This is a genomic window from Achromobacter sp. MUI-25009338 (genome assembly GCF_057359325.1).
Genome location: NZ_CM170627.1, coordinates 4880036 through 4902410, shown reverse-complemented (window position 1 = coordinate 4902410; position 22375 = coordinate 4880036). Strand labels below are relative to the sequence as shown.

The window sequence follows — 22375 nt, the reverse complement described above, 5'->3', positions numbered from 1 at the left end:
AAATACCAAGTTACCCGAATTTTCCGCCAGCCCAGAGTACTCGGTTGTGCGGTTCTCGTTTACTGCCGTAGTACCAAACTACCTACCGCACAATCTTCATCAGGAGAATAAACATGGCCGAACGCAAACGCGTGCGTCGCAACACCCTGGAACGCCGTTGCCTGGGCAAGGCTTTCAAGCGCCTCTTCGTCAAGTCGCCGAAGGGCGTCTTCAAGATGCTGGAAAAGATCAAGCGCGTCTAAGCCGCGCGCCAGGCCGAGCCGCCTGGCCTCGATCGAAAAAACCCGCTGGCCTGGCGCCATGCGGGTTTTTTATCGTCTGGCCGGAAGCCGATGGCTAACCGGCTTTCGAAGCGTCGTCGCGGGGCGGTCCCAGCTTGGGCAGGATGAAATCCATGAAAGCGCGGGTCTTGGCCGGCTGGATGCTGGACGGATACACCACATAGATGGAGATCGGGTCGACCGACCATTCGGGCAGCACGCGCCTGAGCGAATTGCGCTTGATGATGGGCTCCAGCGCCTGGCAGTGCGGCATGCGCGTGATCGCCAGGTCCAGGCCCGCCAGCGTGCCGGCGATGCTCATGTTGTTGGCCGCCAGGTGCCCCCGCACCGGCACGCGCACCGTCACCGCGCCCTGGCGCAGCGTCCAGTACGAATGCGCGTCGTCGATGGTGGTGCGCAGGCATTGATGCTGCGTCAGGTCGCCCGGCGTCTTGGGCTCGCCGTAGCGCTCCAGATAGCGGTCGGACGCATACAGGTGGTTGTCCAGCGAGACCAGTTCCTTCGCCACCGAGCCGTTCTGCGCCGCGTTGCTGCCGGAGTCCATGATGGACAGCGGGTGCAGGTCGTTGCTGAAGCGCAGCACCACGTCGAACGGCGTGCCCTGGGCGTCCGACGCGGTCAGCATGCTCAGGTCGAATTCGCACTCCACGTCGGGATAGCGCTGCATGAAATCGTTGATGGTTTCCGGCAGCAGCCAGATCGCCAGGCTGTAGGGCATGGACACGCGCAGCGTGCCGGACGGCCCCCCCGACAGCATCTGCAGCTGCTCGTGGGCCAGCCGGGCCTCGTCGATCAGGCCCTGGCAGCGGCTCATGTAGGCCGCGCCCGCCTCGGTCAGGTCCAGCCGCCGCGTGTTGCGGTTGATCAGGCGCAGCCCGATGGCCCGTTCCAGTTCATTGATGCGACGCGACAAGGTCGAGGTCGGCATGTTCAGCGCGCGCGCCGCCATGCTGAAGCTCTTGCGCTTGGCAACCTCCACGAACAAGGCGATGTCATTGAGCTGGACAGTCGACGCTTCCATAGGCATTCCGAATTGGGCCGCCCGAGTTTACGCCACTCGCGCGCGCCGTCCCAAGCCTTGCGCGCCCGCGGCGGCGGCAAGTCCGGCCGGTTTTGTCAGATTTGATTGCAAATTCGAAAGACGCGGCCTCTGTACGCCCAGGCATATCCCCTAAACTTCAGGCGAATACATATAAATACCAAGACCGCAGCGGTTGATCGAAATCGCAAAGGGGCACAGTGGGCATGAATGACACGCCAACATTTTTTACCGTTCTAACGCCCACCTACAACAGGGCGGGAACGCTGCACCGGGTCTATGAATCCCTTTCCCGGCAGACTTTCCGGGGTTTCGAATGGGTGGTGGTGGACGACGGCTCCACCGACAATACCCACGAATCGATTCTGGACTGGCAGGCGCGCGCAGATTTCCCGATCCGTTATTTCTGGCAGAACAACCAGCACAAGAAAACCGCTTTCAACCGCGGCGTGCGCGAAGCGCGCGGCCAGCTCATCGTCGCCCTGGACAGCGACGACGAAATGCCGCCCGACGCCCTGGTCATCTTCAAAGAGGCCTGGGAAAGCATCCCGCCGGCGCGGCGCGACTCCTACGTGGCCGTCACCGGCCTGTGCGCGCGCCCCGACGGCAGCGTCGTGGGCGACCGTTATCCGCAGGACGTTTTCGACAGCACCGCGGTCGACGTCTATTTCCGCTACCGCATCAAGGGCGAAAAATTCGGCTGCATGCGCACCGACATCCTCAGGGCCTATCCCTTTCCCGAGGACGTGGCCGGCTTCGTGCCGGAAAGCCTGGTGTGGTGGGCCATCGCGCGCGCCGGCTACCTGAGCCGCTTCATCAACCGCGTCGTGCGCACCTACCACGACACGCCCGGCGGCCTGAGCCAGGCCGCGGTATCCGCCGCCAACAACGCCCAGGGCCTGTACCTGCTGGCCTGGGACATGCTGCAGCATCACCTGGAATTCTTCCGCTACCGCCCGCGCGAATTCATCATGGCGGCGGCGCGCTACACGCGATTTCGCCTGCACCTGAAGCATTCCGGCGTGCCCACCGCGGTCCAGGCCTACCGGCTCACCAACCCCGTCGCCCGCTTCATGGTGGCGGCGATGTGGCCGCTGGGCTATGCGCTATACCGCCGGGATCGCCGCAGGGGGGTGGCGTAGGTGGCGTACGCAATAGAGCGGCGATTACACATCAAGTCGCCCCATGCCCCAGCCCCAGATAAACCTCCACCACCCGCGGGTCCTGCGCCACCTGCGCGGCCGGCCCGGCCAGCGTGACCGCGCCGGTCTCCAGCACATAGGCATAATCCGCCACTTTCAGCGCGGCCCGGGCGTTCTGTTCGATGAGCAGGATGGACACGCCCATCTCGCGCAGCCGCGCGACGATGCGGAACACTTCCTGCACGATGCGCGGCGCCAGTCCCAGGCTGGGTTCGTCCAGCATCAGCAGCCGCGGCTTGGCCATCAGCGCGCGGCCCACCGCCAGCATCTGGCGTTCGCCGCCCGACAGCGTGCCGGCCAGCTGCGCGCGGCGCTCCTGCAGCCGCGGAAACAGGTCGTAGACTTCGCCCAGGGTCTGGTCGCGGTCGCGCAGTCCGCTGCGCCAGCGGTGGAACGCGCCCAGCATCAGGTTGTCCTCCACGGTCATCTCGGCGAACAGTTCGCGCTTTTCCGGCACCAGGTTCATGCCGGCGGCCACCATCTCCTCGATCTCGGCATGCCGCTGCGGCTTGCCGCCGAAGACGATCTCCCCGGCCGAGGGCAGCACGCCCATGATGGCCGACAGCAGCGTGGTCTTGCCCGCGCCATTGGGGCCGATCACGGTGACGATCTGGCCTTCGCCCACCTCCAGGCTCACGCCCGAGACGGCCTCGACCTTGTCGTAGGCCACGCGCAGCTCGCGCACTTCCAGCAGTTTCGCGCTCATCTATTCCACTCCGCCCAGATAGGCTTCCAGCACCGCGGGGTTGTGCTGCACTTCGGCCGGCAGGCCCTCGGCGATCTTTTCGCCGAAGTCCATGACGACCACGCGGTCCACCAGGCCCATCACGAAGTCCATGTCGTGCTCGACCAGCAGGATGGCCATGCCTTCGGCGCGCAGCTTCTTCAGCAGTTCCGCGAGCTCGCATTTCTCCTGGTAGCGCAGCCCGGCCGCGGGTTCGTCCAGCAGCAGGATGCACGGATCGGACGCCAGCGCCCGCGCGATTTCCAGGATGCGCTGCTGGCCCAGGGCCAGCGAGCCGGCTTCGTCGTGCAGGTGGCGGCCCAGGCCGACGCGTTCGATCTGCCGCGCGGCCTCGGCCAGCAGGCGCGCCTCTTCGGCGCGGTCCAGCCGCCAGGCCGCCGGCAGCACGCCGCGGTGGCCCCGCAGGTGGGCGCCGATGGCGACGTTCTCCAGCACGCTCATGCGGCCCAGCAGGCGCACGTGCTGGAAGGTGCGCGACAGGCCCAGCCGCGCGATCCGGCGCGCGCCGGCGCCGGCCACGGCATGGCCCAGCAGCGTGACCTGGCCGGAGGTCGGCGAGTCCACGCCGGAGATCTGGTTGAACATGGTGCTTTTGCCGGCGCCGTTGGGCCCGATCAGGGCCAGGATCTCGCCGGCGCGGACTTCCAGGTTCATGGCGTTGTTGGCCACCAGGCCGCCGAACTTGCGCGTCACGTCCACGGCCTTGAGCACCACTTCGCCGCGGGGCGGCATGGGCTTGCGCGGCAGCGGCTCGGCGTTCATGTCCAGTTCGCGGACCTTTTTCTTCAGCGGCACGCAGCGCACCAGCACCGGCCACAGGCCGCTGCGCGCGCGGTGCAGCAGCAGCACCATGCCGAAGCCGAAGACGATCACCTCGAAGTTGCCGGTCTGGCCCAGCAGTCGGGGCATCCAGTCCTGCAGCCACTGCTTGAGCACCGTGAACACGCCCGCGCCGACCAGCGCGCCCCACACCTGTCCGGCGCCGCCGATGACGGTCATGAACAGGTATTCGATGCCCATCTGCAGGCCGAAGGGGTTGGGATTGACGAAGCGCTGCATGTGCGCGTAGAGCCAGCCCGAGGCGCAGGCCTGCAGCGCGGCGATGATGAAGATCACCATGCGCGAGCGCGCCGTGTCCACGCCCATGGATTCCGCCATTACGCGCCCGCCCTTGAGCGCGCGGATGGCGCGGCCCTCGCGCGAATCCAGCAGGTTCTGCGTGGACCAGACCGCCACCAGCAGGAAGGCCCAGATCAGGTAATAGATGTTGTCGCCCTGGTTCAGCGTCCAGCCGAACAGCTCGATGGCGGGAATGTCGGGAATGCCGGTGTGGCCGCCCAGGCCTTCGACCGAGCCGAACACGAAGTACAGCGACAGGCCCCAGGCGATGGTGCCCAGCGGCAGGAAGTGGCCGGACAGCTTGAGCGTGATGGCGCCCAGCAGATAGGCCACCGCCAGCGTCAGCGCCAGCCCGGCCAGCAGGGTCAGCCAGGGCGAGGCGCCCAGCCATGCCAGCCAGGCGGGCAGGGCCTCGGCGCGCGTGGTCAGCAGCGCCGTGGTGTAGGCGCCCACGCCCACGAAGGCGGCCTGGCCGAAGCTGGTCAGCCCGCCGACGCCGGTCAGCAGCACCAGGCCCAGCGCCACCAGCGCGTACAGGCCGATGTAGTTCAGCAGCGTCACGTAGAAAGGCGGCAGGGCCAGCGGCGCCAACGCCAGCAGCGCCAGGAATGCGTAGAGGATGTGGCGCGGATTCATTCGTCTTCTTCCTCGACGTGATGGCTTTTCAGCGAGCGCCAGAGCAGCACGGGGATGATCAGCGTGAACACGATGATTTCTTTGTAGGCGCTGGCCCAGAACGAGGAGAAGGCCTCGATCAGCCCGACCAGCACCGCGCCGGCGGCCGCCAGCGGATAGCTCACCAGGCCGCCGATGATGGCGCCCACGAAGCCCTTGAGGCTCACCATGAAGCCGGAATCGAAGTACATGGTGGTGATGGGGGCGATGAGAATGCCCGACACCGTGCCGATCAGCGCGGCCAGGAAGAACGTGGCCTTGCCGGCGAAGATCGGCGAGATGCCCATGAGCCGCGCGCCCAGGCGGTTGAAGGCGGCCGCGCGCAGCGCCTTGCCGTACATGGAGCGTTCGAAGAACTGGTAGAGCACCACGATGAGCAGCGCCGACACCGCCAGCACCCACAGCGCCTGGCTGTTGACGTTGAGCGGTCCCAGCGTCAGGCTGGCGTCGCTGAACGGCGCGGTGCGCGCGCCCTCGGCGCCGAAGGCCAGCAGCCCCAGCCCGACCAGCGCCAGGTGCACCGCGATGGACACGATCAGCAGCACCAGCGTCGAGGCCGACGCGATCGGCTGGTAGAACAGGCGATACAGCTGCGGCCCCATCGGCACCACCAGCAGCAGCGTCAGCAGCGCCTGCGCGGCCATCGGGAGCTGCGCCAGCGGCAGCTTGTAGAACAGCGCGGCCAGCGCCAGCGGATAGGCCAGCTTGGCCGCCATGCGCCACGCGCCGCGGCCGCGGCCCGGCCGCTTGCGCCGAGCCAGCAGGTCGGCGCCGACCTCGGCCAGCGCGAAGGCGAACAGCAGCCAGACCAGCAGCACCGGCTTGCCGGCCTGCAGCGCGGCCATGGTCAGCGCGCCGAAGGCCACGAACTCTCCCTGCGGGATGAACAGCACGCGGGTAACGGTAAACACCAGCAGGATGGACAAGGCCAGCAGCGCATAGATCGCGCCGTTGGTGATGCCATCCTGCCCGAGTATCAGGGCAATCTGAGCATTCATGCAGAATTCCAGCAAATACAACGAGGCTCCCCCCTAAGTGGGATGCCGCGGATCCGGCTCCGCCGGTCCGCAGGCATGCCCCCCTGGGGGGGAAGCGCGCAGCGCTTCGGGGGGGGACCTATTTCACCAGAGTCCAGGCCCCGTCCTTCACCGTAATCAGCTCGCGCCCGCGCTCGTCGAACCCGCTATGGTCGGCGGCCGTCATGTTGTAGACGCCCTGGGTGCCGACCAGCTCCTTGGTCTGTTCCAGCGCGTCGCGCAGCGCGCTGCGGAACTCCTTGGTGCCCGGCTTGCCGGCTTTTTCGGCCAGCGGCACGGCCTGCTGCAGCAGCAGGCCGGCGTCGAATACGTTGGCGCCGAAGGTGGCCGGACGCGAGCCGTTGAGCTTTTCGTAGGCCGCGATGTAGTCGGAAGCGACCTTCTTGGAGGGGTTGCTGTCCGGCATTTCCGGCAGCACCAGCATCAGGCTGGCGGCCAGCACCGTGCCCTCGACCTTCTTGCCGCCCAGCTTGAGGAAGTCGGGCAGGGCCGCGCCGTGGGTCTGGTAGAACTTGCCCTTGTAGCCCTGGTCGTACAGCGTGGTCTGCGGCAGCACGCTGGCCGCGCCGGGGGCGGCCACCAGCACCGCGTCGGGCTTGGCGGCCAGGATCTTCAGGGCCTGCCCGGTGACCGAGCTGTCGAAGCGCAGATAGCGTTCGTTGGCGGTGATCTTCAGGCCCTTCTCGGCGGCCATCCCGGAGAAGACCTTGTACCAGTTCTCGCCATACGGATCGTTCAGGCCGATGAAGCCGACCGTCTTGATGCCGGACTTGACCATGTGGTCCACCAGCGCGCGCGCGATGATGTCGTCGTTCTGGGTGGTCTTGAAGACCCACTTCTTCTGTTCGTTCATGGGCAGCACCACGGCGGCCGTGCCCACCGGCGCCAGCATCGGCACGCCGGCCTCGGCGGCGAACTGGATCACGCCCATGGCGTTGGGCGAACCCGACGGGCCGATCAGCGCGTCCACGTTCTGCTCCGAGATCAGCTTCTTGAAGGCCGTGACCGAGTTGGTGGAATCGCTGGCGTCGTCCAGCGAAATGTATTCCACCGTCAGGCCGCCGATCTGCTTGGGCAGCAGCGGCACGGTGTTCTTCTGCGGGATGCCGACCAGCGCGGTGGGGCCGGTGGACGAGGTGACGACGCCGACCTTCATCTGCGCCAGGGCGGGCAGTGCGAACAGCGCGGCGACCGCAGCGGCGGCGGCCAGGGGGATTTTCTTCGACAGCATGGCAAGACCTCCGGATAGGGAGCAGGGTGGGAGTGCGGCTGGAAAACGGAGAAAACGGGAACTGCGAAAAATGCTTGTTACTTAAAATTTCTGTTGCGCAGGCTCTGCACTGTAGACCCGGGCGTCGCGCTTACCTATCGGTCAAAACCCGAAGCGCGGCTCCCGTGCGGTTCAGATGGTGATGGAGCTGACGCTCGCGCCGCCGCACACGAACAGGGTCTGGCCGGTGACGAAGCTGTTGGCCGGATCGGCGAAGAACATCACGGCGCGCGCCACGTCGTCGGCGCGGCCCAGGCGCTTGACCGGAATGCCGGCGGCCAGCTGCTTTTCGCGCTCGCTGCCGGGGTCGATCACTTCATAGAACATGTCCGTCTGGATCGGGCCGGGCGCCACCACGTTGACCGTGATGCCGTGGGGCGCCAGCTCCAGCGACCAGGTGCGCGCCATGCCCACCATGCCGGCCTTGGTGGCCGAATACGCGGTGCGCGTGGGCAAGCCCAGCGCGCCGCGCGAGGACATCAGCACGATGCGGCCGAACCTGCGCTCCTGCATGCCGGGCAGGGCCGACTGCACCAGACTGATGGCCGCGCCCAGGTGGATCTGGGTCAGGCCGTGCAGTTCTTCCTGGGTGACCTGCGGCAGCAGGTTGGGCCAGATCACGCCGGCGTTGTGGATCACGTGGCTGATCGGAAACCGGGCCGCGGCCTCGGCCCCGGCCTGCGCGGTGGCCTCGGCGTCCAGCAGGTCGACCTGGATGTTGTGCAGGCGCGGATGGCTGAAGTCGGCGGCGCGGCGCGCCATGGAGACGACCTCGTAGCCGGCCTCCAGCATGCTGCGGCAGATTTCGGCGCCGATGCCGGCGCTGCCGCCGGTCACCAGCGCGACGTGGTTTTGCGTCATGGTTTCCCCCTTTTCTTGTCGTCGTTCAGGCCTTGGGCGCCAGCGCCAGCACGCGCAAGGGGCTGCCCGAGCCGCTGCGGATCTTGAGCGGCGCCGAGAAGATCACCGCGCCGGTGGGGGGCAGCTGGTCCAGATTGGTCAGGCACTGCAGGCCGTAGCGGTTATTGCCGTGCATGTAGTAATGGCAGGGATAGGGCGGGTCCAGGTGCTGGGCCTGGCCGGCGTCGGTGCCCACCGATTCGGTGCCGAAACCGTGCACGTCGCGCTCCTTGATGAGCCAGGGCACGACCTCGGCGTCCGGGCCGGGCGAGTGCGCGCCGTCGTCCTGCATGTTGAGGTATTCGGCCGGCTTGGCGCGCTTGGACCAGTCGGTGCGCATCAGCACCCAGGAGCGCGCGGGTATGCGGCCGTGGCGCTCCTCCCACCGCTGCACGAAGTCGACGGTCAGCAGGAAGTCCGGATTGTCGCGGGCCTCGGCCGAGCAGTCGATGACGCAGGCGTTGGCGATGAAGGCCTCGATCGGAATGGTGTCGACGGTATTGTCGGGCTGGTCCTTGCCGGTGATCCAGTGCACCGGCGCGTCGAAGTGCGTGCCGGTGTGCTCCGAGCAAGAGAAGTTATTCCAGTACCAGCCCGGGCCGCGCTCGTCATAGCGCGAGATCTCTTCGATGCGGAAGGGCCAGGCCTGGCCGAATTCCGGCGGCAGCACGATGGTGGGAAATTCCGGCGTCAGCGTCTCGGTCAGGTCCACCACGCGGATGCGGCCCGAAACCAGTTCGGCCATGAATTGGGCGAGTATGGGTTGGCTCACTGTTTGCTCCTGTCGTTCGTATCGTCGGGGCGGCGGCCTCAGGCCCCCAGTTCCCGCTCCAGTCCCTTGGGGTTCTGCGCCAGGCGCGCGCGGAACTCCTGCGCCACGTCGCCGACGTAGACGTCCTCGGTGCCTTCCTTCAGGGCGCGCACGATGGCGGCGGCCAGCGCGGCCGGCGCCACGCGCGGCGGCGGCGTGCGCTGCTCCCATTCGTGGTCCACCGGCCCGGGGAACACGTTCACCACCCGCACGCCCGCGCCGCGCATTTCGGCGCGCAGGCACTGCGCCAGCGACAGCGCGGCCGCCTTGGACGCCGACCACATGCCGCGCGAGGGCAGGTTCATGTGGGCATAGATCGACAGCACATTGACCCAGGCCGCGGCGTTGTTCACGCCGTCGGCCGCGCGGCCGCACAGCGCCGGGCCGAAGCCCTGGGCCAGGCGCATCAGTCCCAGCACGTTCACGTCCATGGCGTCGCGCGCGGTGTTCACGTCCTTGCGCCCGAGCAGGCCGCCTTCGCGTTCCAGGTCGGCGGTGTTCACCAAGATCTCCACCTTGCCGCCGATCGACGCGGCCACGCGCTCGACCGAGTCGGTATCGGTCACGTTCAGGTCCACCGCCTGCACCCGCGGGTCGGACGCCAGCGCGTCGAACGCGGCGTCGCGGCGCCAGGGCTGCGGATCGCCCAGGAACACCATGGGGCTGCCGGCATCGAGCAGGGCGCGCGCCACGGCCTGGCCCACCGCCGACTTGCCGTCGGTGACGAGCGCGCGGCGGAACTTCGGATCGCACGAGGTCTCGCGCAGGGTCTTGTCGTCTTCCATGTTGGGCGTGTTCCTTTCGGGCAGGGCGATCATCACGGCCTGGCCGCTGCGGTCGAGCTTGAGCGCCAGCCGCACGCGGTCGCCGTCGGCGCAATCCTGGTGCACGTGGGCCACCACCGAGGGGCCGGCGGCCATGCGCACCGTGCCCACGCGCCAGGGCAGGCGCTCGCGGAAATACAGGTCGTTGCTGTGGTGCAGGACGGTGCTCGCCAGCAGCACGCCGGCGGGATCGACCGCAAGCCACGGCAGGCGTTCGGACAGGCAATGGCCGCAGACCTCGCGCGGCGGGTACTGCACCGTCCCGCAGTCGGCGCAGGTCTGCAGTTCGAAGCGGCCTTCGGCGGCGGCCGCGGTCAGCCCGAGCGCGGCGCGGCTGCGCGAGCCGGGCGGCAGCGTCGGCTGGCGCGTGCGCGCGACGGGATTCTTGCGGGGCGGCCTGGCCAGCGGTTCCGTCATGCCTCGCTCCTTGCCAGGATGGCCGCGGCGGTGCACAGCCCGCGGTCGTAATTGATCATGCCGAAGCCGCTGACCATGCCCAGGCGCGCGTCGGCCACCTGCGTGCCGCCGGCCGTGCCGGTCAGCTGGCGCAGGGCCTCGACCAGCCCCAGGTAGCCGCCGGCCGCGCCGGCCTGGCCCACCGACAGCTGCCCGCCGTTGGTATTGAAGGGAAAGCTGCCGTCCACGGTGAAGCTGTGGCGGCGCACGAAGTCCGGCGCCGCGCCTTTTTCGCAGAAGCCCAGGTCTTCGATCTGCATCATGTTGATGACCGGGTAGTCGTCGTAGGCCTGCAGGAAATCCATGTCGGCCGGCGCGACGCCGGCCTGTCCGTACAGTTCGTCCACGTCCATGGTCCAGCCGCCGCGCGTCTGGATGGGATCTTCGATCCAGGCGTTGTGGCGCTCGATGGTGGAAAGGATGCGCACATGCGGCAGGCCCAGGGCGCGCGCCCGGTCCTCGCTCATGACCAGGAAGGCGTCGGCGCCGGCGCAGGGCATGACGCAGTCGAACAGGTGGATGGGATCGGTGATGACGCGCGCGTCCAGGTACTGGGCCAGCGTCAGCGGCTTTTTCATCAGCGCGTGCGGAAAGCGCAGCGCGTTGTCGCGCTGCGCCACGCACAGCTTGCCGAAATCGGCGCGCGTGGCGCCGGTGGCGCGCATGTAGTTGGCCGTCAGCAGCGCGAAGCTGGCGTTGGGGCCGCCCGCGCCGTACGGATACACCGCGTCCTGCGCGAAGCGCGAGAACTGGCTGACCGTGTTGCGAAACGAGTCCACGTGGTTGGTGTCGCCCGCCAGGCAGGCCACGATGCCGGCGTCGCCGGCCTGCACGGCGCGGGCGGCGCGGCGCAGGGCCGCCACGCCGCTGGCCCCGCCCATGGGGATGTGGTCCAGCCAGCGCGGGCTCATGCCCAGATGCTGCACCAGGCCGACCGCGGTGTCGGGCGCCAGCGTGAAGCTGGACACGCAAAGCCCGTCCACCTCGGCCTTGGCGATGCCGGCCTGGCGGATCAGCGCGCCCAGCGCGCGTCCCAGCCACCAGTGGGCGGCATGGGTGGAATAGCGTTCGTACGGGATGGTGACGGGCAGGGCCGCCACCACGCCGTCATAGCCCAGGCGCGCGCTCATCGAAGCGGCTCCTGCGGCTGCGCGGCGGGCCGTTTCTTCATCGAGCAGGTATCCACGCAGCGGGCCGTGCCGGGCAGGGTGGGCGCCAGCGCCTTCATCTCGCCGCGCTGGATCTTGTTGGTGGTGGTGAGCGGCAGGGCGTCCACGAAGGCCACATAGCCCGGCGCCTTGTAGTACGCCAGCTGTTCCAGGCTCCATTGCACGATGCTGCGCGCGGCCTCGGCCAGCTCGGCGTCGGAGGCGGGCTGGGTCTCGGGCACCACGCAGGCCAGCACCTCGTCGCCGCGCACGGTGTCGGGCACGGCGGCCACCGCCACCGCCTTGACCAGCGGATGCTGCATCAGCACGCTTTCGACTTCCACGGCCGAGATGTTCTCGCCGCTTCTGCGGATCACGTTCTTCTTGCGGTCCACGAAGCGCAGCGCGCCGTCGGCCTCGCGGCGCACGATGTCGCCGGTACGGAACCAGCCGCCTTCCCAGGCCTGGGCCGTGGCGGCCTCGTCCTTCAGGTAGCCGGCGAAAAAGCCGTAGCGCGGGTCGTCGCCGGCATGGCGCACCAGCAGCTCGCCGGGCTCGTCGATGGCGGCCTCGGCGCCGGCGTCGTCGACGATGCGCACCTGCACGTCGTCTTCCTCGCGGCCGAAGCAGCTGCTGCCGATGTGACGCGGCTCGCGGTTGGCGATGATGACGGCGCCCGCGCCGGTCTCGGTCATGGCCCAGGCCTCCAGCAGCGGAAAGCCGAAGCGCGCCTCGAAAGGCTGGTGCAGCTTGCGGTCCACGCCGGCGCCGAAGCCGAAGCGGATGGCGGGCTGCAGATCGCGCGGCGACGCCTCGGCCTTCATCAGGATGGCGGGCATGACGCCCAGGTAGTGCAGCACCGTGGCGCGCGATTCGCGCACGCTGTCCCACCAGGTGCTGGGATGGAAGCGGTCCAGCGGGATCAGGCAGCCGCCGGTCAGCAGCATGGCCATGGCCGAATACGCCATCGCGTTCATGTGCACCAGCGGCAGCGGCGTCAGCATGCGTTCCTCGCCGGGCCGCAGGGCGGCCAGGCCGCCGATGCGCGCATACCAGCCGCCGGCATGCAGGAAGTAGCGGTTGGGCAGGATGCAGCCCTTGGGGCGGCCGGTGGTGCCGGACGTGTAGAGCAGGGCGCATTCGGTCAGGACATCCGGCTCGCTGCCTGCCAGCGGCGCGCCAAAGGGCGCGGGCGGGGGCGCGTCGTCCGGGCCCATCACGCGCAGCTCGCGGCCGGCGCGCCGGGCGGCCGCGATCAGGTCGTCGTGGCGTTCGGGCAGGGCCACCGCCAGCGCAATCTCGGAGTGCCCCGTCAGGTATTCGAGCTCCGCGGCGCGCAGGTCCGGGTTGATCGGCACCACCGACACGCCCAGCGCGTTCAGCGCGAACCAGTGCAGGAAGAACGCGGGGCGGTTCTCCAGCAGCAGCCCGGCGCGGTGGCCGTGGCCGTAGCCGGCGCGGGCGTAGGCCGCGCGCAGCGTCTCGACGGCGCTGGCGGCCTGGGCGTAGCTCAGCTCGCCGGCGCCGACGCCATAGGCCTGCGCCGTCTCCGGCAGTATGCACAGAAAGGGCCGGGCGCCGTGGCGCGCGGCGGTGTCGAGCAGTGCCTGATGGACCGTGGTGTTCACGAGCCGCTCCTACATGAACAGTTGGATATTGCCGAAGGCCGCGTCGCAGTTGACGAGGTCCACGCGCTTGAGCAGGATGCGCAGGCCGCCGTCCTGCTCCACCAGGTGGTGGGTGGCCCAGCCGGCGTACAGCGTCTGCGTGTCGAGCCGGGTCTCCACGTAATGAAAGGCGGTGCGCACCACGTGGCGGCCTTCGGCCGGCGCGGCTTCGGGGTGGTCGTGCTCGACGGTGGGCGCCTGCAGCAGGTGGTGGCAGCGGCTCCTGGGCTGCTGCGAGTAGGTGCGCTGGCCGGCCAGCCGTTGCACGCGTACGCGCAAGAGCAGCTTGTCTTCGTACATCAGCGAGGCGTGCAGCCTGGGGTCGGTCTGGCCGTGGGCCAGCGGCATCCAGTAGCGGCCGTCCTCGGTGTACAGGTCCAGCCATTCCTCGAAGCGCTGCTCGTCCAGCATGCGCGCCTCGGCGTAGACGAAATCGATCAGTTCACGGTCGCTCGCGCTCATACCGGCTCCGTTGCGGTCATATAGCGGCCCCATGCGCGGTACTGGTTGCGCATCTGCCATTCGTTGGTGCCGTTGGTGGTGACGTTCTTGCGGCCGGTCTCGTCGGGCGAGTAGAGCCGGCCGACGTTCACCCATTCGCGCGCGCGCGAATGCAGGCCGTCCTGCGCGCGCTCGTACATTTCCAGGTCGTCATGGCCGACCACCGAGGTCGGCGCGTTGATCAGCCGGTTGTACATGAGGGTGCGCTCCAGCAGCAGGTCGGGCGCGCCCACCAGGCGGAAGGTCCAGGACTCCACCAGCGTCCGGTCGGCCGCGATCGGCTTGAACACGCGCAGCGTCTGGATCGGGCCCTTGACCATGATGTTGGGGAAGTACACGGTGTTGTGGCGCACGTCGCCCAGGATCTGGCCGGCGCGTTCCTCGCCGTAGGCCGCCACCATGGCGTCCCAGTAGCCCGGAATGCCGGAATAGGAAGCGTGGATGGAGTCGGCCACGCCGGTGTGGCCGTGGCCGTTTTCCCATACGCGTATGCCCATGTTCTCGAAGAACTCGTAGGGCGAGATGAACGGCGCGAACAGTTCCACGGCCATGGGCTTGGGCGTGCCGGCGGGCGCCTGCTCCCAGACCTTGACCGCGGTGCCCGCCGACGATTCGTGCGCCACCATCGGGTGGCAGGTGTCGGTCTGGTTATCGACCAGCATCTTCCAGTTGCAGCGGTGCATGTAGCGCATCACGCCGCCGGCGACTTCCAGCCGGCCTTCGGGCGAGCGGTCGACCATGTTGTCCAGGGTCGACAGCGAATCGCCGAAGAATTCCTCGAACGACTGGCCCTGCGGATTGAGGCGGCAGAACACGAAGCCGCGGTGGTTGCGCACGTCCTGCACGGCGGCCATGCCCTTGCTGGCCTCGCAGTGCTCCAGGCCGGTGTTTTCGTAGCCTTTCTTGAGCGGGATGGACAGCAGGCTGCCGTCGGTCTTGAAGGTCCAGGCGTGATAGGGGCAGCGGAAGAACTTGCCGGTGTTGCCGCAGGCGTCGCCGGCGACCATCGTGCCCTTGTGCGGGCAGCGGTTGTGCAGCACGCGCACGCTGCGGTCGCTGTGGCGCACCATCACCACCGGCTGGTCGCCCACCGTGGTGGTGATGTAGTCGCCCGGGTTCGGCACCTGGCTGTCGTGGCCCACGTAGACCCAGGTGTTGGCGTACAGGCGCTCCATTTCCAGCTCGAACAGTTCCTGGTCGACGAACAGGTCCTTGTGCACTTCGGTCTCGCGCAGCAGGGCGCGGATGGCGTCGGGGTTGTCGCGGTATTTGCTCATGATGGCGCTTCCTTGCGTCGTGCCTACAGATCCAGCACCAGGCGCGCGGATTTCGCGCGCGAGATGCAGATCTGGATGATCTTGCCGCTGGCCTTCTCGGTGTCCGAGAGGTAGTAGTCGCGGTGGTCGGGCTCGCCCTCCAGCACCGTGGCCTGGCAGACCCCGCATTCGCCGCGCTTGCAGTCGTACATCGGATCGCAGCCGGCTTCCTCCATGACCTCGATGATGGTCTTGTCCGCGGGGATGGTCAGCACCTGGCCGGACTGGCGCAGCTCGACCTCGAAAGCCTGGTCGCCGGCCTGCGGCGCGGCCGTGGTGAACAGTTCGAAATGGATGTGGGCGTCGGGCCAGTGGCGGGCGCGAGCTTCGTGGATGACGGCGTCGATCAGGCCCTTGGGGCCGCACACGTACAGGTGCTGGCGCGGCGAGGCCGAATCCAGCAGCGCGCGCAGGTCGAAGCAGCAGTCGGGCTCGTCGTCGGCGTGCAGGCTCAGGTCGGCGCCGGCCAGCGCCTGCAGCTCGGGCAGGAAGGCCAGCTGGCCGCGGCTGCGGCCGCAATAGTGCAGATGGAAGGCGCGGCCGGCGGACTTGAGCGCGGCGGCCATGGAGGCGATGGGCGTGATGCCGATGCCGCCTGCGATCAGCAGCACGGGTTCGTCGCCGGCGGGCGCTTCGTGTAGTGGAAAGTCGTTGCGCGGGCCTTCGGCCGTGACCAGGTCGCCCTCGGACAGCGCGTGCATGTAGCGCGAACCGCCCTGGCTGGCTTCTTCGAGGCGCACGCCCAGGCGGTATTCGAGGGGCTGGGCGTAGCGGCCGGCGTCGGGCGCGAGCTGCACCAGCGAGTAGCAGCGCGGCTCGCGCTGGCCCGGCACCGACACCTTCAGATGCGCGCCCGGCCCGAAGGCGGGCAGCGGTCCGCCGTCTTCGCGGGCCAGCCGGAAAGAGCGGATCAAGGGCGATTCCTGGCGGACTTCGCGAACGATGAGTTTCAATGTTTGCACGGCGTCTGTCTCTCTCTTTGTGCGGATTCGCCGGGGCCGCCGCGCTGGCGGCGGTCCGTCGCTCAGGCCGCCAGCTTTTCGGCCAGCTGGCGCTCCATGGGCTCGCATTTTTCGTGGGCCAGGGCGGTGTCGCGCAGTTCGCGCAGCGTCGCCGCGGCGTTGGGCTGGCCGGCCAGCCGTTCGGCGGCGGCGATGAGCTGGCGGTACTTGCCGCCGCCGCGCACGTGGGTGTCGCTATAGCCCTTGACCAGGCGGCGGCAGTTGACGGTTTCGACGGCCAGCGCGTAGTCGCGCGGCGCCAGCCTGGCGATCAGGTCCAGCCATTGCCGCAGGCCCGCGGCCTCGGTCTGGTGGCGCAGCGTGCCGCGGCGGAACCGCCGCATGCCGGCCAGCGCGTACAGCATCAGGAAGCCGCCCAGCGTGCTGCTCTGCATGCGGCGCCCGCGGCCCAGACGGCGCGCGACGAAACCGCCGAAGGCCTTGGAGCCCTCCAGCCAGCGGCCCAGCCCGGCCGGCAGCGTGCCGCAGATTTCCTCCAGCCGCGGGTGCATGAATTCGGTGGTGTAGACCAGCTGGTCCGGACGCGCGCCCACTTCCTGGCGCACGCGCTCGAAGCGCGTGCCGCGGGTTTTCAGGTCGGCGACGCGGATCACGTCGTCGTAGGCCATGGCCGTGGCCACGTAGCGCGCCGCCGCGCAGGTCAGCGCCCACTGGCGCGCGTCGCCGCCGTGCGCGGCGTCCAGGTCGCGGATGGCTTTCATGTGGCGCAGATAGTCGCCGGCGTAGGCCAGGTCCTGGAACTCGATCTGGCGGCGCACGCCGGCCACCAGCATGGGCTGCGCACAGGCGGGGAAATCGCGCTTGATGGCGTCCAGCAGGGCCTGAGCGCGCGGGCTGGCGGCGGTCTCGGGCAGCGCCGGCAGCGGCCGTTCCAGGTCGATGGCGGCGGGCTGCGCGGGGGCCTGGTCGGCTGCTTCGAAACCCAGCGCGAAGGCGCGCAGGCTGGCCTCCACGCCCAGGCCGGCGCGCCGCACCGTGGCCTCGAAATCGTCGCGTGCGAACGGCAGCGCGCCGCTGCCCGCCACCGCGCCGAACAGGCTGGCGCTGATGACGCTGCCGGCCCGGTCGGCCAGGTCCTGCAGGTCGAAGCAGAGAAAGCGACGGGCCGCCGCGCGACCGGCTTCCAGCACTTTGTTGGGATCGGCGATGCCGTTGCCGGGCGCGGATTTTTCGCTGACGGCGTAGCTGCGGTGCGACGAGGCCAGCAGCACCGTGCGCTCGGGCGTGACCAGGCCGCGCTGGATCGCGCGCCCGCCTTCCATCAGCTCGGCCGCCACCACCAGGTCCACGTCGCCAGGCGTGGGCATCAGCGCCAGCGCCGGCTGCCTGCCGGCGCGCCGCACTTCGGCCTCGGGCATCAGCTCCACGTAATAGATGGTGGCGCCGGTGCGCTGGGCCACGCCGGGCACCGAAGTGGTCTGGGCCCACCAGCCGGCGTGCTCGGCCATGTCGACGATCCAGTCGGCCAGCACGCCGCCGCCCTGGCCGCCCATGGCCAGGATGGCGATCTTGATCGGATTGGCTTGCTGCATAGCGGCCGCGTTCATGGAGCAGAGTTCCTCAAAGGGCGTCGTGGGTCAGGCGCGCGGCGCGGCGCCGTTGCAGAAAGCCGATCACGGCGCCGCGCATGCGCGCCATGAAGCGGTCCCGGCCGGTCGGGTTGTGGACGATGTCGGCGCGGTAGAACGACGGGCACAGCACCGCGGCATGGGCCACTTCGCCGCAGTTGCCGCAGCCCACGCAGCTGCTTTCGACGTGCGCGACCGGATCTTCCTTGAGCGGATCGCCGCTGTCCTTGACCGTCAGCGACGGACAGCCCGACAGGCGGATACAGGCGTGGTCGCCGGTGCAGACGTCCGGGTCCACGCCGAAGCGTTCCTTGACCGCGCGCTTGCCCGCCTTCACCGCCTGGTTGAACAGCGGCTTGACGCGGCGCTGCTTGTTCAGCATGCATTCGGACTGCGCGATGATGACCTTGGGGCCCTTGACGTCGGTGGTCAGCGCCTCTTCGAGGGTGGCGCGCACCTTGGCCACGTCGTAGGTGCGGTCCAGCGTGCGCACCCATTTCACGCCGACGCCGCGCACGGCCTCGTCGATGGGGTTGTTGGTCGAGCGGTCCGGGTTGTCGGCGCGCGAGGACAGGATGTCCTGGCCGCCGGTGGCCGAGGAGTAGTAGTTGTCGACGATGACGATCACGCCGTCGTACTTGTTGAACACCGCGTTGCCGATGCCCGAGGCCAGCCCGTTGTGCCAGAAGCCGCCGTCGCCCATGATGGAAATGGGCCGCTTGGCCGCCGGCACGTTGAACGCCGCTGCGCTGGAGGCGCCCAGGCCGTAGCCCATGGTGGTGGCGCCCAGGTTGAAGGGCGGCAGGATGGAGAACAGGTGGCAGCCGATGTCGCACGAAATGTGGTGCTGGCCCAGCTTCTCCTGTGCCAGGGTCAGCGCCGAGAAGATCGGCCGCTCCGGACAGCCGGTACAGAAGCCCGCCGGCCGCGGCGGCACCACCGCCGCCAGGCCTTCGACGTGCTTGTGGAAGGTGATGGGCTGCTCGGCCGGCCGGGCCGGCCTGGGCCGCGCCAGTTCGGTGATTTCGAGCTGGCGTTCGGCGGCCTGGGCGTCGGCCGCCACGGCAGGGTGCGTCTGCAGCGATTGCGGGCGGTTGCGCTTGAGGAATTCGCGCAGACCGTCGCGCATGACCTGGGTGGTGTACTCGCCGGCCATGGGCAGCACGTCCTTGCCGGACAGCCGCGTCTGGACGCCGGCGCGGCGCAGCACCGCGTGCAGGTTCTGCTCGATATAGTCGGGCTGGCCTTCTTCCAGCAGCAGCACGGCGCGCTTGCCCCGGCAGAACTCGACGACCTCGTCCTCGATCACGGGATAGGTCACGTTCATGACGTACAGCGGAATGCGGCTGTTTCCGAAATGGTCGGCCAGGCCCAGCAGCTGCAGCGCGCGGATGACGCCGTTGTAGAGGCCGCCCTGCAGGATCAGGCCCACGTCGTCCTGCTCGCCGTCGAAGAACTCGTTGAGCCTGTGTTCCTTGATGTAGCGGATGGCGGCGGGCCAGCGCTCCTTGATCTTTTCCTGCTCGTGCAGGAACGAGGCCGGCGGCAGCACGATGCGGCTGGTGTCGCGCTCGGGGCTTTCCAGCGCCTGGGCCAGCGAAAACGCAGGACGCTTGTTTTCCTTGGCGATGAAGCGGCCATGCACGTGGCAGCCGCGGATGCGCAGCTGCAGCATCACCGGCGTCTTGCTGGCCTCGGACAATTCGAACCCGTCCTCGACCGCCTTGACCATGCTTTCCAGGTTGGGACGCGGGTCCAGCAGCCAGATCTGGGATTTCATGGCGAACGCGTGCGAGCGTTCCTGCATGATGGACGAGCCTTCGCCGTAGTCCTCGCCCACGATCACCAGCGCGCCGCCGGTGACGCCGCCCGAGGCCAGGTTGGCCAGCGCGTCGGAGGCGACGTTGGTGCCCACGGTGGATTTCCAGGTGACCGCGCCGCGGATCGGATACATGACCGAGGCCGCCAGCGTGGCGGCCGCGGTGGCTTCCGAGGCGCTGGCCTCGAAGTGCACGCCGAGTTCCTGCAGGATGTCGTTGGCGTCGGCCAGCACGTCCATCAGGTGCGAGATCGGCGAACCCTGGTAGCCGGCGACGTAGCCCACGCCGGATTGCAGCAGGGCCTTGGTGACCGCAAGAATTCCCTCGCCGCGGAACTCTTCGCCCGCGCCGATTCGCAGTTGCTGGACTTCTTTCTTGAAAGACCTTTCTGCCATCAGGAACTCCTTGCGGGCCCGGTCGTCGGGTCCTCAGCCGTTGCTGCTGCGCAGCATCGCCACGTCATGGAAAATTCATCTAAAAAATACTTTAGGAGTCAACGTTTTAGCTGTCAACAAAAAAGATGAAATTTCATGGAAAGAAAAAAATATCGCAATAAAACAAGGATGTATATACTCGTTGATCACTAGTTTGGGGCACGCCGCGCGCCCCGTCAGAGTGCAAAAACGGGTTGCGATTCCGGGTATACCCTGTGTTGCGCAACAGCATGCGCCCGGGCGCGGACATCGGAGCAGAACAGCATGGAATTGCAGAAGCAGCGGGACACTTCCACGGCGGCGCGCGGCGCTCCCCGTTTCGTCGACGGCTACCTCGCCTATCTGCTGGCGCAGGCCAGCCAGCGCATTTCGGCGGAGTTCCACCTGCAGGTCAGGGCGGCCGGCCTGTCGGTGACCCAGTGGCGGGTGCTGGCCAGCCTGCAGGGCAGCGAGGGCGAAACCATAGGCTCGCTGGCGGTGCTGGCCATCACCAAACAGCCCACGCTGAGCAAGGTGGTGCAGCGCATGGAGGCCGAAGGTCTGGTGGCGCGCAACGGCGTGCGGGCGGACCGGCGCCAGACGCGCGTGCGCATCACGGCCAAGGGATCGAACCTGATTGCCTCGCTGTGCGAGCAGGCCATGCAGCACCAGAAGGCGGTGCTGGCGCCCTTCGGCGAGGCAAAGGCCGCGCAGCTGATCGAGATGCTGGAAGTGCTGATGACCGAGCACGTGCCGCTGGAACTGCCGATCGCGGAAGAGGAATAGGGCGGCGCGAAACCGAACAGCGTTCGTCCGATTTTTTTGTTACAAGCATATGCGTCCCTAATAGTTTTCTCTCTGAGAAAACCTGTTCCGGTACGCATAAACCCTGAATTGACGGGGGTTCCGCGGGTAGGCAATATCGCGCCGGTATTCAGACTACTGTCAGGAGTTGATCCTATGCGCCGCACTTTGATTGCTATCGCGATCGCCGCAGCCGCCGTGGCCGCGCCCTCGATCGGGCAGGCCAAAACCTTCCGCTGGGCCGCCCAGGGCGACATCCTCACCTTCGACCCGCACTCGCAGAACGAAGGCATGACGATCGCCGCCAACAGCTATATCTACGAACCGCTGGTGGACTACGACAAGTCCTTCAAGCTGACCCCGCGCCTGGCCACCGAATGGCAGCAGGTCTCGCCCACGCTGTACCGCTTCAAGCTGCGCCCGAACGTGAAGTTCCACGACGGCGCCGCCTTCACCGCCGACGACGTGGTGTTCTCGATCCACCGCGCGATGGCCCCGACCTCGAACTACAAGGCCTACACCACCGGCATCAAGGAAGCGCGCAAGGTCGACGACCTGACGGTCGAGGTGGAGACCTCGGCGCCCAATCCCGTGCTGCTGCGCCAGCTGACCAATGTGTTCATCATGAACAAGGCCTGGGCCGAGAAGCACAACATCGCCAAGCCGCAGGACTTCGTCAACAAGGAAGAAACCTACGGCGCGCGCAATACCAACGGCACCGGCCCGTACAAGCTGAAGTCGCGCGAAGTGGACGTGCGCACCGTGTTCGAGGAGAACAAGGACTGGTGGAACAAGGCCGGCAAGGTCGGCAACGTGACCGAAGTCGTGTTCACGCCGATCAAGCAGAACGCCACCCGCACCGCGGCGCTGCTGTCGGGCGAGATCGACTTCGTGCTGGACCCGGCGGCCCAGGACCTGGACCGCCTGCGCCAGTCGGCCAAGGTGGTCGAGGGCAACGAATACCGCACCATCTACCTGGGCCTGGACCAGAAGCGTCCCGAGCTGCAGTACTCCACCATCAAGGGCAAGAACCCGTTCCAGGACGTGCGCGTGCGCGAGGCGCTGTACCGCGCCATCGACGTGGACGCGATCAAGCGCGCCGTGATGCGCGGCCTGTCCGCGCCCACCGGCACCATGATCGCGCCGCAGGTGCACGGCTGGGCCGAGTCGCTGCACAAGCGCGTGCCCTACGACGCCGACAAGGCGCGCGCGCTGCTCAAGGAAGCCGGCTACGACGGCACGCTCAACTTCACGCTGGACTGCCCCAACAACCGCTACATCAACGACGAGGCCATCTGCCAGGCCGTCATCGGCATGTGGGCCAAGGTGGGCGTGAAGGCCACCATGAACGCCATGCCGCGCGCCACCTACTTCCCCAAGGTGCAGTCGTACGACACCAGCGCCTACCTGTTCGGCTGGGGCGTGCCCACCTTCGACGCCATGTACACGCTGCAGAACCTGATCCGCACCAAGGGCGAAGGCGCGGACGGCATGTACAACCTGGGCAACTACAGCAACAAGGAACTGGACGCCATCATCGACCGGATCAAGACCGAGACCGATCCGGCCAAGCGCGACGCCGACATCATCAAGGTGCTGGAAGGGCACGCCAAGGACTTCGGCCACATCCCGCTGCACGACCAGGTCATTCCCTGGGCCATGCGCAAGAACGTGACGGTGGTGCACCGCGCCGACAACCGTCTGGTCGCCGACTGGGTCAAGGTCGACTGATCCCGTCCAGGGTTGAAAGACCCTAA

Annotated in this window: 19 protein-coding genes; 4 read left to right on the top strand and 15 right to left on the bottom strand. The window is 67.9% G+C overall.

All coding sequences use genetic code 11. The annotated features are described in order from the left end of the window. Positions 1-113: 113 nt before the first annotated feature. Positions 114-242 (top strand): hypothetical protein, encoded by a 129-nt coding sequence (locus tag AC1IQ6_RS23190; protein ID WP_006226408.1) that lies wholly within the window; start codon positions 114-116, stop codon positions 240-242. A 94-nt stretch (positions 243-336) separates the two neighbouring features. Here the strand turns inward: AC1IQ6_RS23190 and AC1IQ6_RS23185 are convergent, their stop codons facing one another. After that, positions 337-1302 carry a LysR family transcriptional regulator gene (locus AC1IQ6_RS23185; protein ID WP_102775532.1) on the bottom strand — a complete coding sequence of 322 codons (966 nt, stop codon included), beginning with the start codon at positions 1300-1302 and terminating at the stop codon, positions 337-339. Between the two features lie 224 nt (positions 1303-1526). Between AC1IQ6_RS23185 and AC1IQ6_RS23180 the strand changes: the two genes are divergently transcribed. Beyond that, positions 1527-2462 carry a glycosyltransferase family 2 protein gene (locus AC1IQ6_RS23180; RefSeq protein ID WP_485865363.1) on the top strand — a complete coding sequence of 312 codons (936 nt, stop codon included), beginning with the start codon at positions 1527-1529 and terminating at the stop codon, positions 2460-2462. 31 nt (positions 2463-2493) lie between these two features. Here AC1IQ6_RS23180 and AC1IQ6_RS23175 read toward each other — a convergent pair whose 3' ends face one another. The 14 genes from AC1IQ6_RS23175 to AC1IQ6_RS23110 form a co-directional block, all read right to left on the bottom strand. Continuing rightward, on the bottom strand, positions 2494-3228 hold the full coding sequence (locus AC1IQ6_RS23175) for an ABC transporter ATP-binding protein (RefSeq protein WP_111826428.1): 735 nt from the start codon (positions 3226-3228) through the stop codon (positions 2494-2496). After that, positions 3229-5022: a branched-chain amino acid ABC transporter ATP-binding protein/permease gene (locus AC1IQ6_RS23170; RefSeq protein WP_485865362.1), complete on the bottom strand. Its 1794-nt coding sequence runs from the start codon at positions 5020-5022 to the stop codon at positions 3229-3231. Next, a complete protein-coding gene (locus AC1IQ6_RS23165) occupies positions 5019-6059 on the bottom strand; it encodes a branched-chain amino acid ABC transporter permease (RefSeq protein ID WP_111826430.1) in 1041 nt (346 codons plus the stop codon). Before AC1IQ6_RS23165 ends, AC1IQ6_RS23170 begins: the two co-directional genes overlap by 4 nt. 118 nt (positions 6060-6177) lie before the next feature. Next, positions 6178-7329, bottom strand: coding sequence for an ABC transporter substrate-binding protein (locus AC1IQ6_RS23160; protein WP_209166826.1), 1152 nt, complete (start codon positions 7327-7329; stop codon positions 6178-6180). A gap of 171 nt (positions 7330-7500) precedes the next feature. Continuing rightward, positions 7501-8229 (bottom strand): SDR family NAD(P)-dependent oxidoreductase, encoded by a 729-nt coding sequence (locus AC1IQ6_RS23155; protein ID WP_111826432.1) that lies wholly within the window; start codon positions 8227-8229, stop codon positions 7501-7503. Between the two features lie 25 nt (positions 8230-8254). Then, the gene (locus AC1IQ6_RS23150; protein WP_102775539.1) at positions 8255-9040 is read right to left on the bottom strand and encodes a cyclase family protein; all 786 of its coding nucleotides are present in this window, start codon (positions 9038-9040) and stop codon (positions 8255-8257) included. A 38-nt stretch (positions 9041-9078) separates the two neighbouring features. Continuing rightward, positions 9079-10320 carry an SDR family NAD(P)-dependent oxidoreductase gene (locus tag AC1IQ6_RS23145; RefSeq protein WP_111826433.1) on the bottom strand — a complete coding sequence of 414 codons (1242 nt, stop codon included), beginning with the start codon at positions 10318-10320 and terminating at the stop codon, positions 9079-9081. Continuing rightward, complete coding sequence (locus tag AC1IQ6_RS23140) at positions 10317-11489, bottom strand: thiolase family protein (protein ID WP_102775541.1); 1173 nt, start codon at positions 11487-11489, stop codon at positions 10317-10319. The genes AC1IQ6_RS23145 and AC1IQ6_RS23140 overlap by 4 nt, the downstream gene beginning before the upstream one ends. Further along, entirely contained in the window at positions 11486-13135 is a 1650-nt protein-coding gene (locus tag AC1IQ6_RS23135; RefSeq protein WP_485865361.1) for an AMP-binding protein, read from the bottom strand. Before AC1IQ6_RS23135 ends, AC1IQ6_RS23140 begins: the two co-directional genes overlap by 4 nt. Positions 13136-13144: 9 nt before the next feature. Beyond that, positions 13145-13636 carry an aromatic-ring-hydroxylating dioxygenase subunit beta gene (locus tag AC1IQ6_RS23130; RefSeq protein WP_485865360.1) on the bottom strand — a complete coding sequence of 164 codons (492 nt, stop codon included), beginning with the start codon at positions 13634-13636 and terminating at the stop codon, positions 13145-13147. After that, the gene (locus AC1IQ6_RS23125; protein WP_102775544.1) at positions 13633-14952 is read right to left on the bottom strand and encodes an aromatic ring-hydroxylating dioxygenase subunit alpha; all 1320 of its coding nucleotides are present in this window, start codon (positions 14950-14952) and stop codon (positions 13633-13635) included. The genes AC1IQ6_RS23130 and AC1IQ6_RS23125 overlap by 4 nt, the downstream gene beginning before the upstream one ends. Before the next feature lie 23 nt (positions 14953-14975). Next, positions 14976-15953: a PDR/VanB family oxidoreductase gene (locus AC1IQ6_RS23120; RefSeq protein ID WP_485865359.1), complete on the bottom strand. Its 978-nt coding sequence runs from the start codon at positions 15951-15953 to the stop codon at positions 14976-14978. Between the two features lie 62 nt (positions 15954-16015). Further along, on the bottom strand, positions 16016-17560 hold the full coding sequence (locus AC1IQ6_RS23115) for an indolepyruvate oxidoreductase subunit beta family protein (RefSeq protein WP_111826438.1): 1545 nt from the start codon (positions 17558-17560) through the stop codon (positions 16016-16018). Between the two features lie 13 nt (positions 17561-17573). After that, the gene (locus AC1IQ6_RS23110; RefSeq protein WP_485865358.1) at positions 17574-19796 is read right to left on the bottom strand and encodes a thiamine pyrophosphate-dependent enzyme; all 2223 of its coding nucleotides are present in this window, start codon (positions 19794-19796) and stop codon (positions 17574-17576) included. Between the two features lie 303 nt (positions 19797-20099). Between AC1IQ6_RS23110 and AC1IQ6_RS23105 the strand changes: the two genes are divergently transcribed. Together AC1IQ6_RS23105 and AC1IQ6_RS23100 are read left to right on the top strand one after the other, a co-directional pair. Then, positions 20100-20600, top strand: a complete 501-nt coding sequence (locus AC1IQ6_RS23105; RefSeq protein WP_485865357.1) for a MarR family winged helix-turn-helix transcriptional regulator — start codon at positions 20100-20102, stop codon at positions 20598-20600. Positions 20601-20774: 174 nt separating this feature from the next. Further along, positions 20775-22349, top strand: a complete 1575-nt coding sequence (locus AC1IQ6_RS23100) for an ABC transporter substrate-binding protein (protein WP_111826441.1) — start codon at positions 20775-20777, stop codon at positions 22347-22349. Positions 22350-22375 lie beyond the last annotated feature (26 nt).

Excerpts from the sequence above, each read along its gene's own strand:
- AC1IQ6_RS23175 (WP_111826428.1), bottom strand. The coding sequence starts at position 3,228 with ATGAGCGCGAAACTGCTGGAAGTGCGCGAGCTGCGCGTGGCCTACGAC.
- AC1IQ6_RS23125 (WP_102775544.1), bottom strand. The coding sequence starts at position 14,952 with ATGAGCAAATACCGCGACAACCCCGACGCCATCCGCGCCCTGCTGCGC.
- AC1IQ6_RS23165 (WP_111826430.1), bottom strand. The coding sequence starts at position 6,059 with ATGAATGCTCAGATTGCCCTGATACTCGGGCAGGATGGCATCACCAAC.
- AC1IQ6_RS23145 (WP_111826433.1), bottom strand. The coding sequence starts at position 10,320 with ATGACGGAACCGCTGGCCAGGCCGCCCCGCAAGAATCCCGTCGCGCGC.
- AC1IQ6_RS23130 (WP_485865360.1), bottom strand. The coding sequence starts at position 13,636 with ATGAGCGCGAGCGACCGTGAACTGATCGATTTCGTCTACGCCGAGGCG.
- AC1IQ6_RS23155 (WP_111826432.1), bottom strand. The coding sequence starts at position 8,229 with ATGACGCAAAACCACGTCGCGCTGGTGACCGGCGGCAGCGCCGGCATC.
- AC1IQ6_RS23110 (WP_485865358.1), bottom strand. The coding sequence starts at position 19,796 with ATGGCAGAAAGGTCTTTCAAGAAAGAAGTCCAGCAACTGCGAATCGGC.
- AC1IQ6_RS23180 (WP_485865363.1), top strand. The coding sequence starts at position 1,527 with ATGAATGACACGCCAACATTTTTTACCGTTCTAACGCCCACCTACAAC.
- AC1IQ6_RS23105 (WP_485865357.1), top strand. The coding sequence starts at position 20,100 with ATGGAATTGCAGAAGCAGCGGGACACTTCCACGGCGGCGCGCGGCGCT.
- AC1IQ6_RS23140 (WP_102775541.1), bottom strand. The coding sequence starts at position 11,489 with ATGAGCGCGCGCCTGGGCTATGACGGCGTGGTGGCGGCCCTGCCCGTC.
- AC1IQ6_RS23115 (WP_111826438.1), bottom strand. The coding sequence starts at position 17,560 with ATGAACGCGGCCGCTATGCAGCAAGCCAATCCGATCAAGATCGCCATC.
- AC1IQ6_RS23190 (WP_006226408.1), top strand. The coding sequence starts at position 114 with ATGGCCGAACGCAAACGCGTGCGTCGCAACACCCTGGAACGCCGTTGC.
- AC1IQ6_RS23170 (WP_485865362.1), bottom strand. The coding sequence starts at position 5,022 with ATGAATCCGCGCCACATCCTCTACGCATTCCTGGCGCTGCTGGCGTTG.
- AC1IQ6_RS23160 (WP_209166826.1), bottom strand. The coding sequence starts at position 7,329 with ATGCTGTCGAAGAAAATCCCCCTGGCCGCCGCCGCTGCGGTCGCCGCG.
- AC1IQ6_RS23100 (WP_111826441.1), top strand. The coding sequence starts at position 20,775 with ATGCGCCGCACTTTGATTGCTATCGCGATCGCCGCAGCCGCCGTGGCC.
- AC1IQ6_RS23185 (WP_102775532.1), bottom strand. The coding sequence starts at position 1,302 with ATGGAAGCGTCGACTGTCCAGCTCAATGACATCGCCTTGTTCGTGGAG.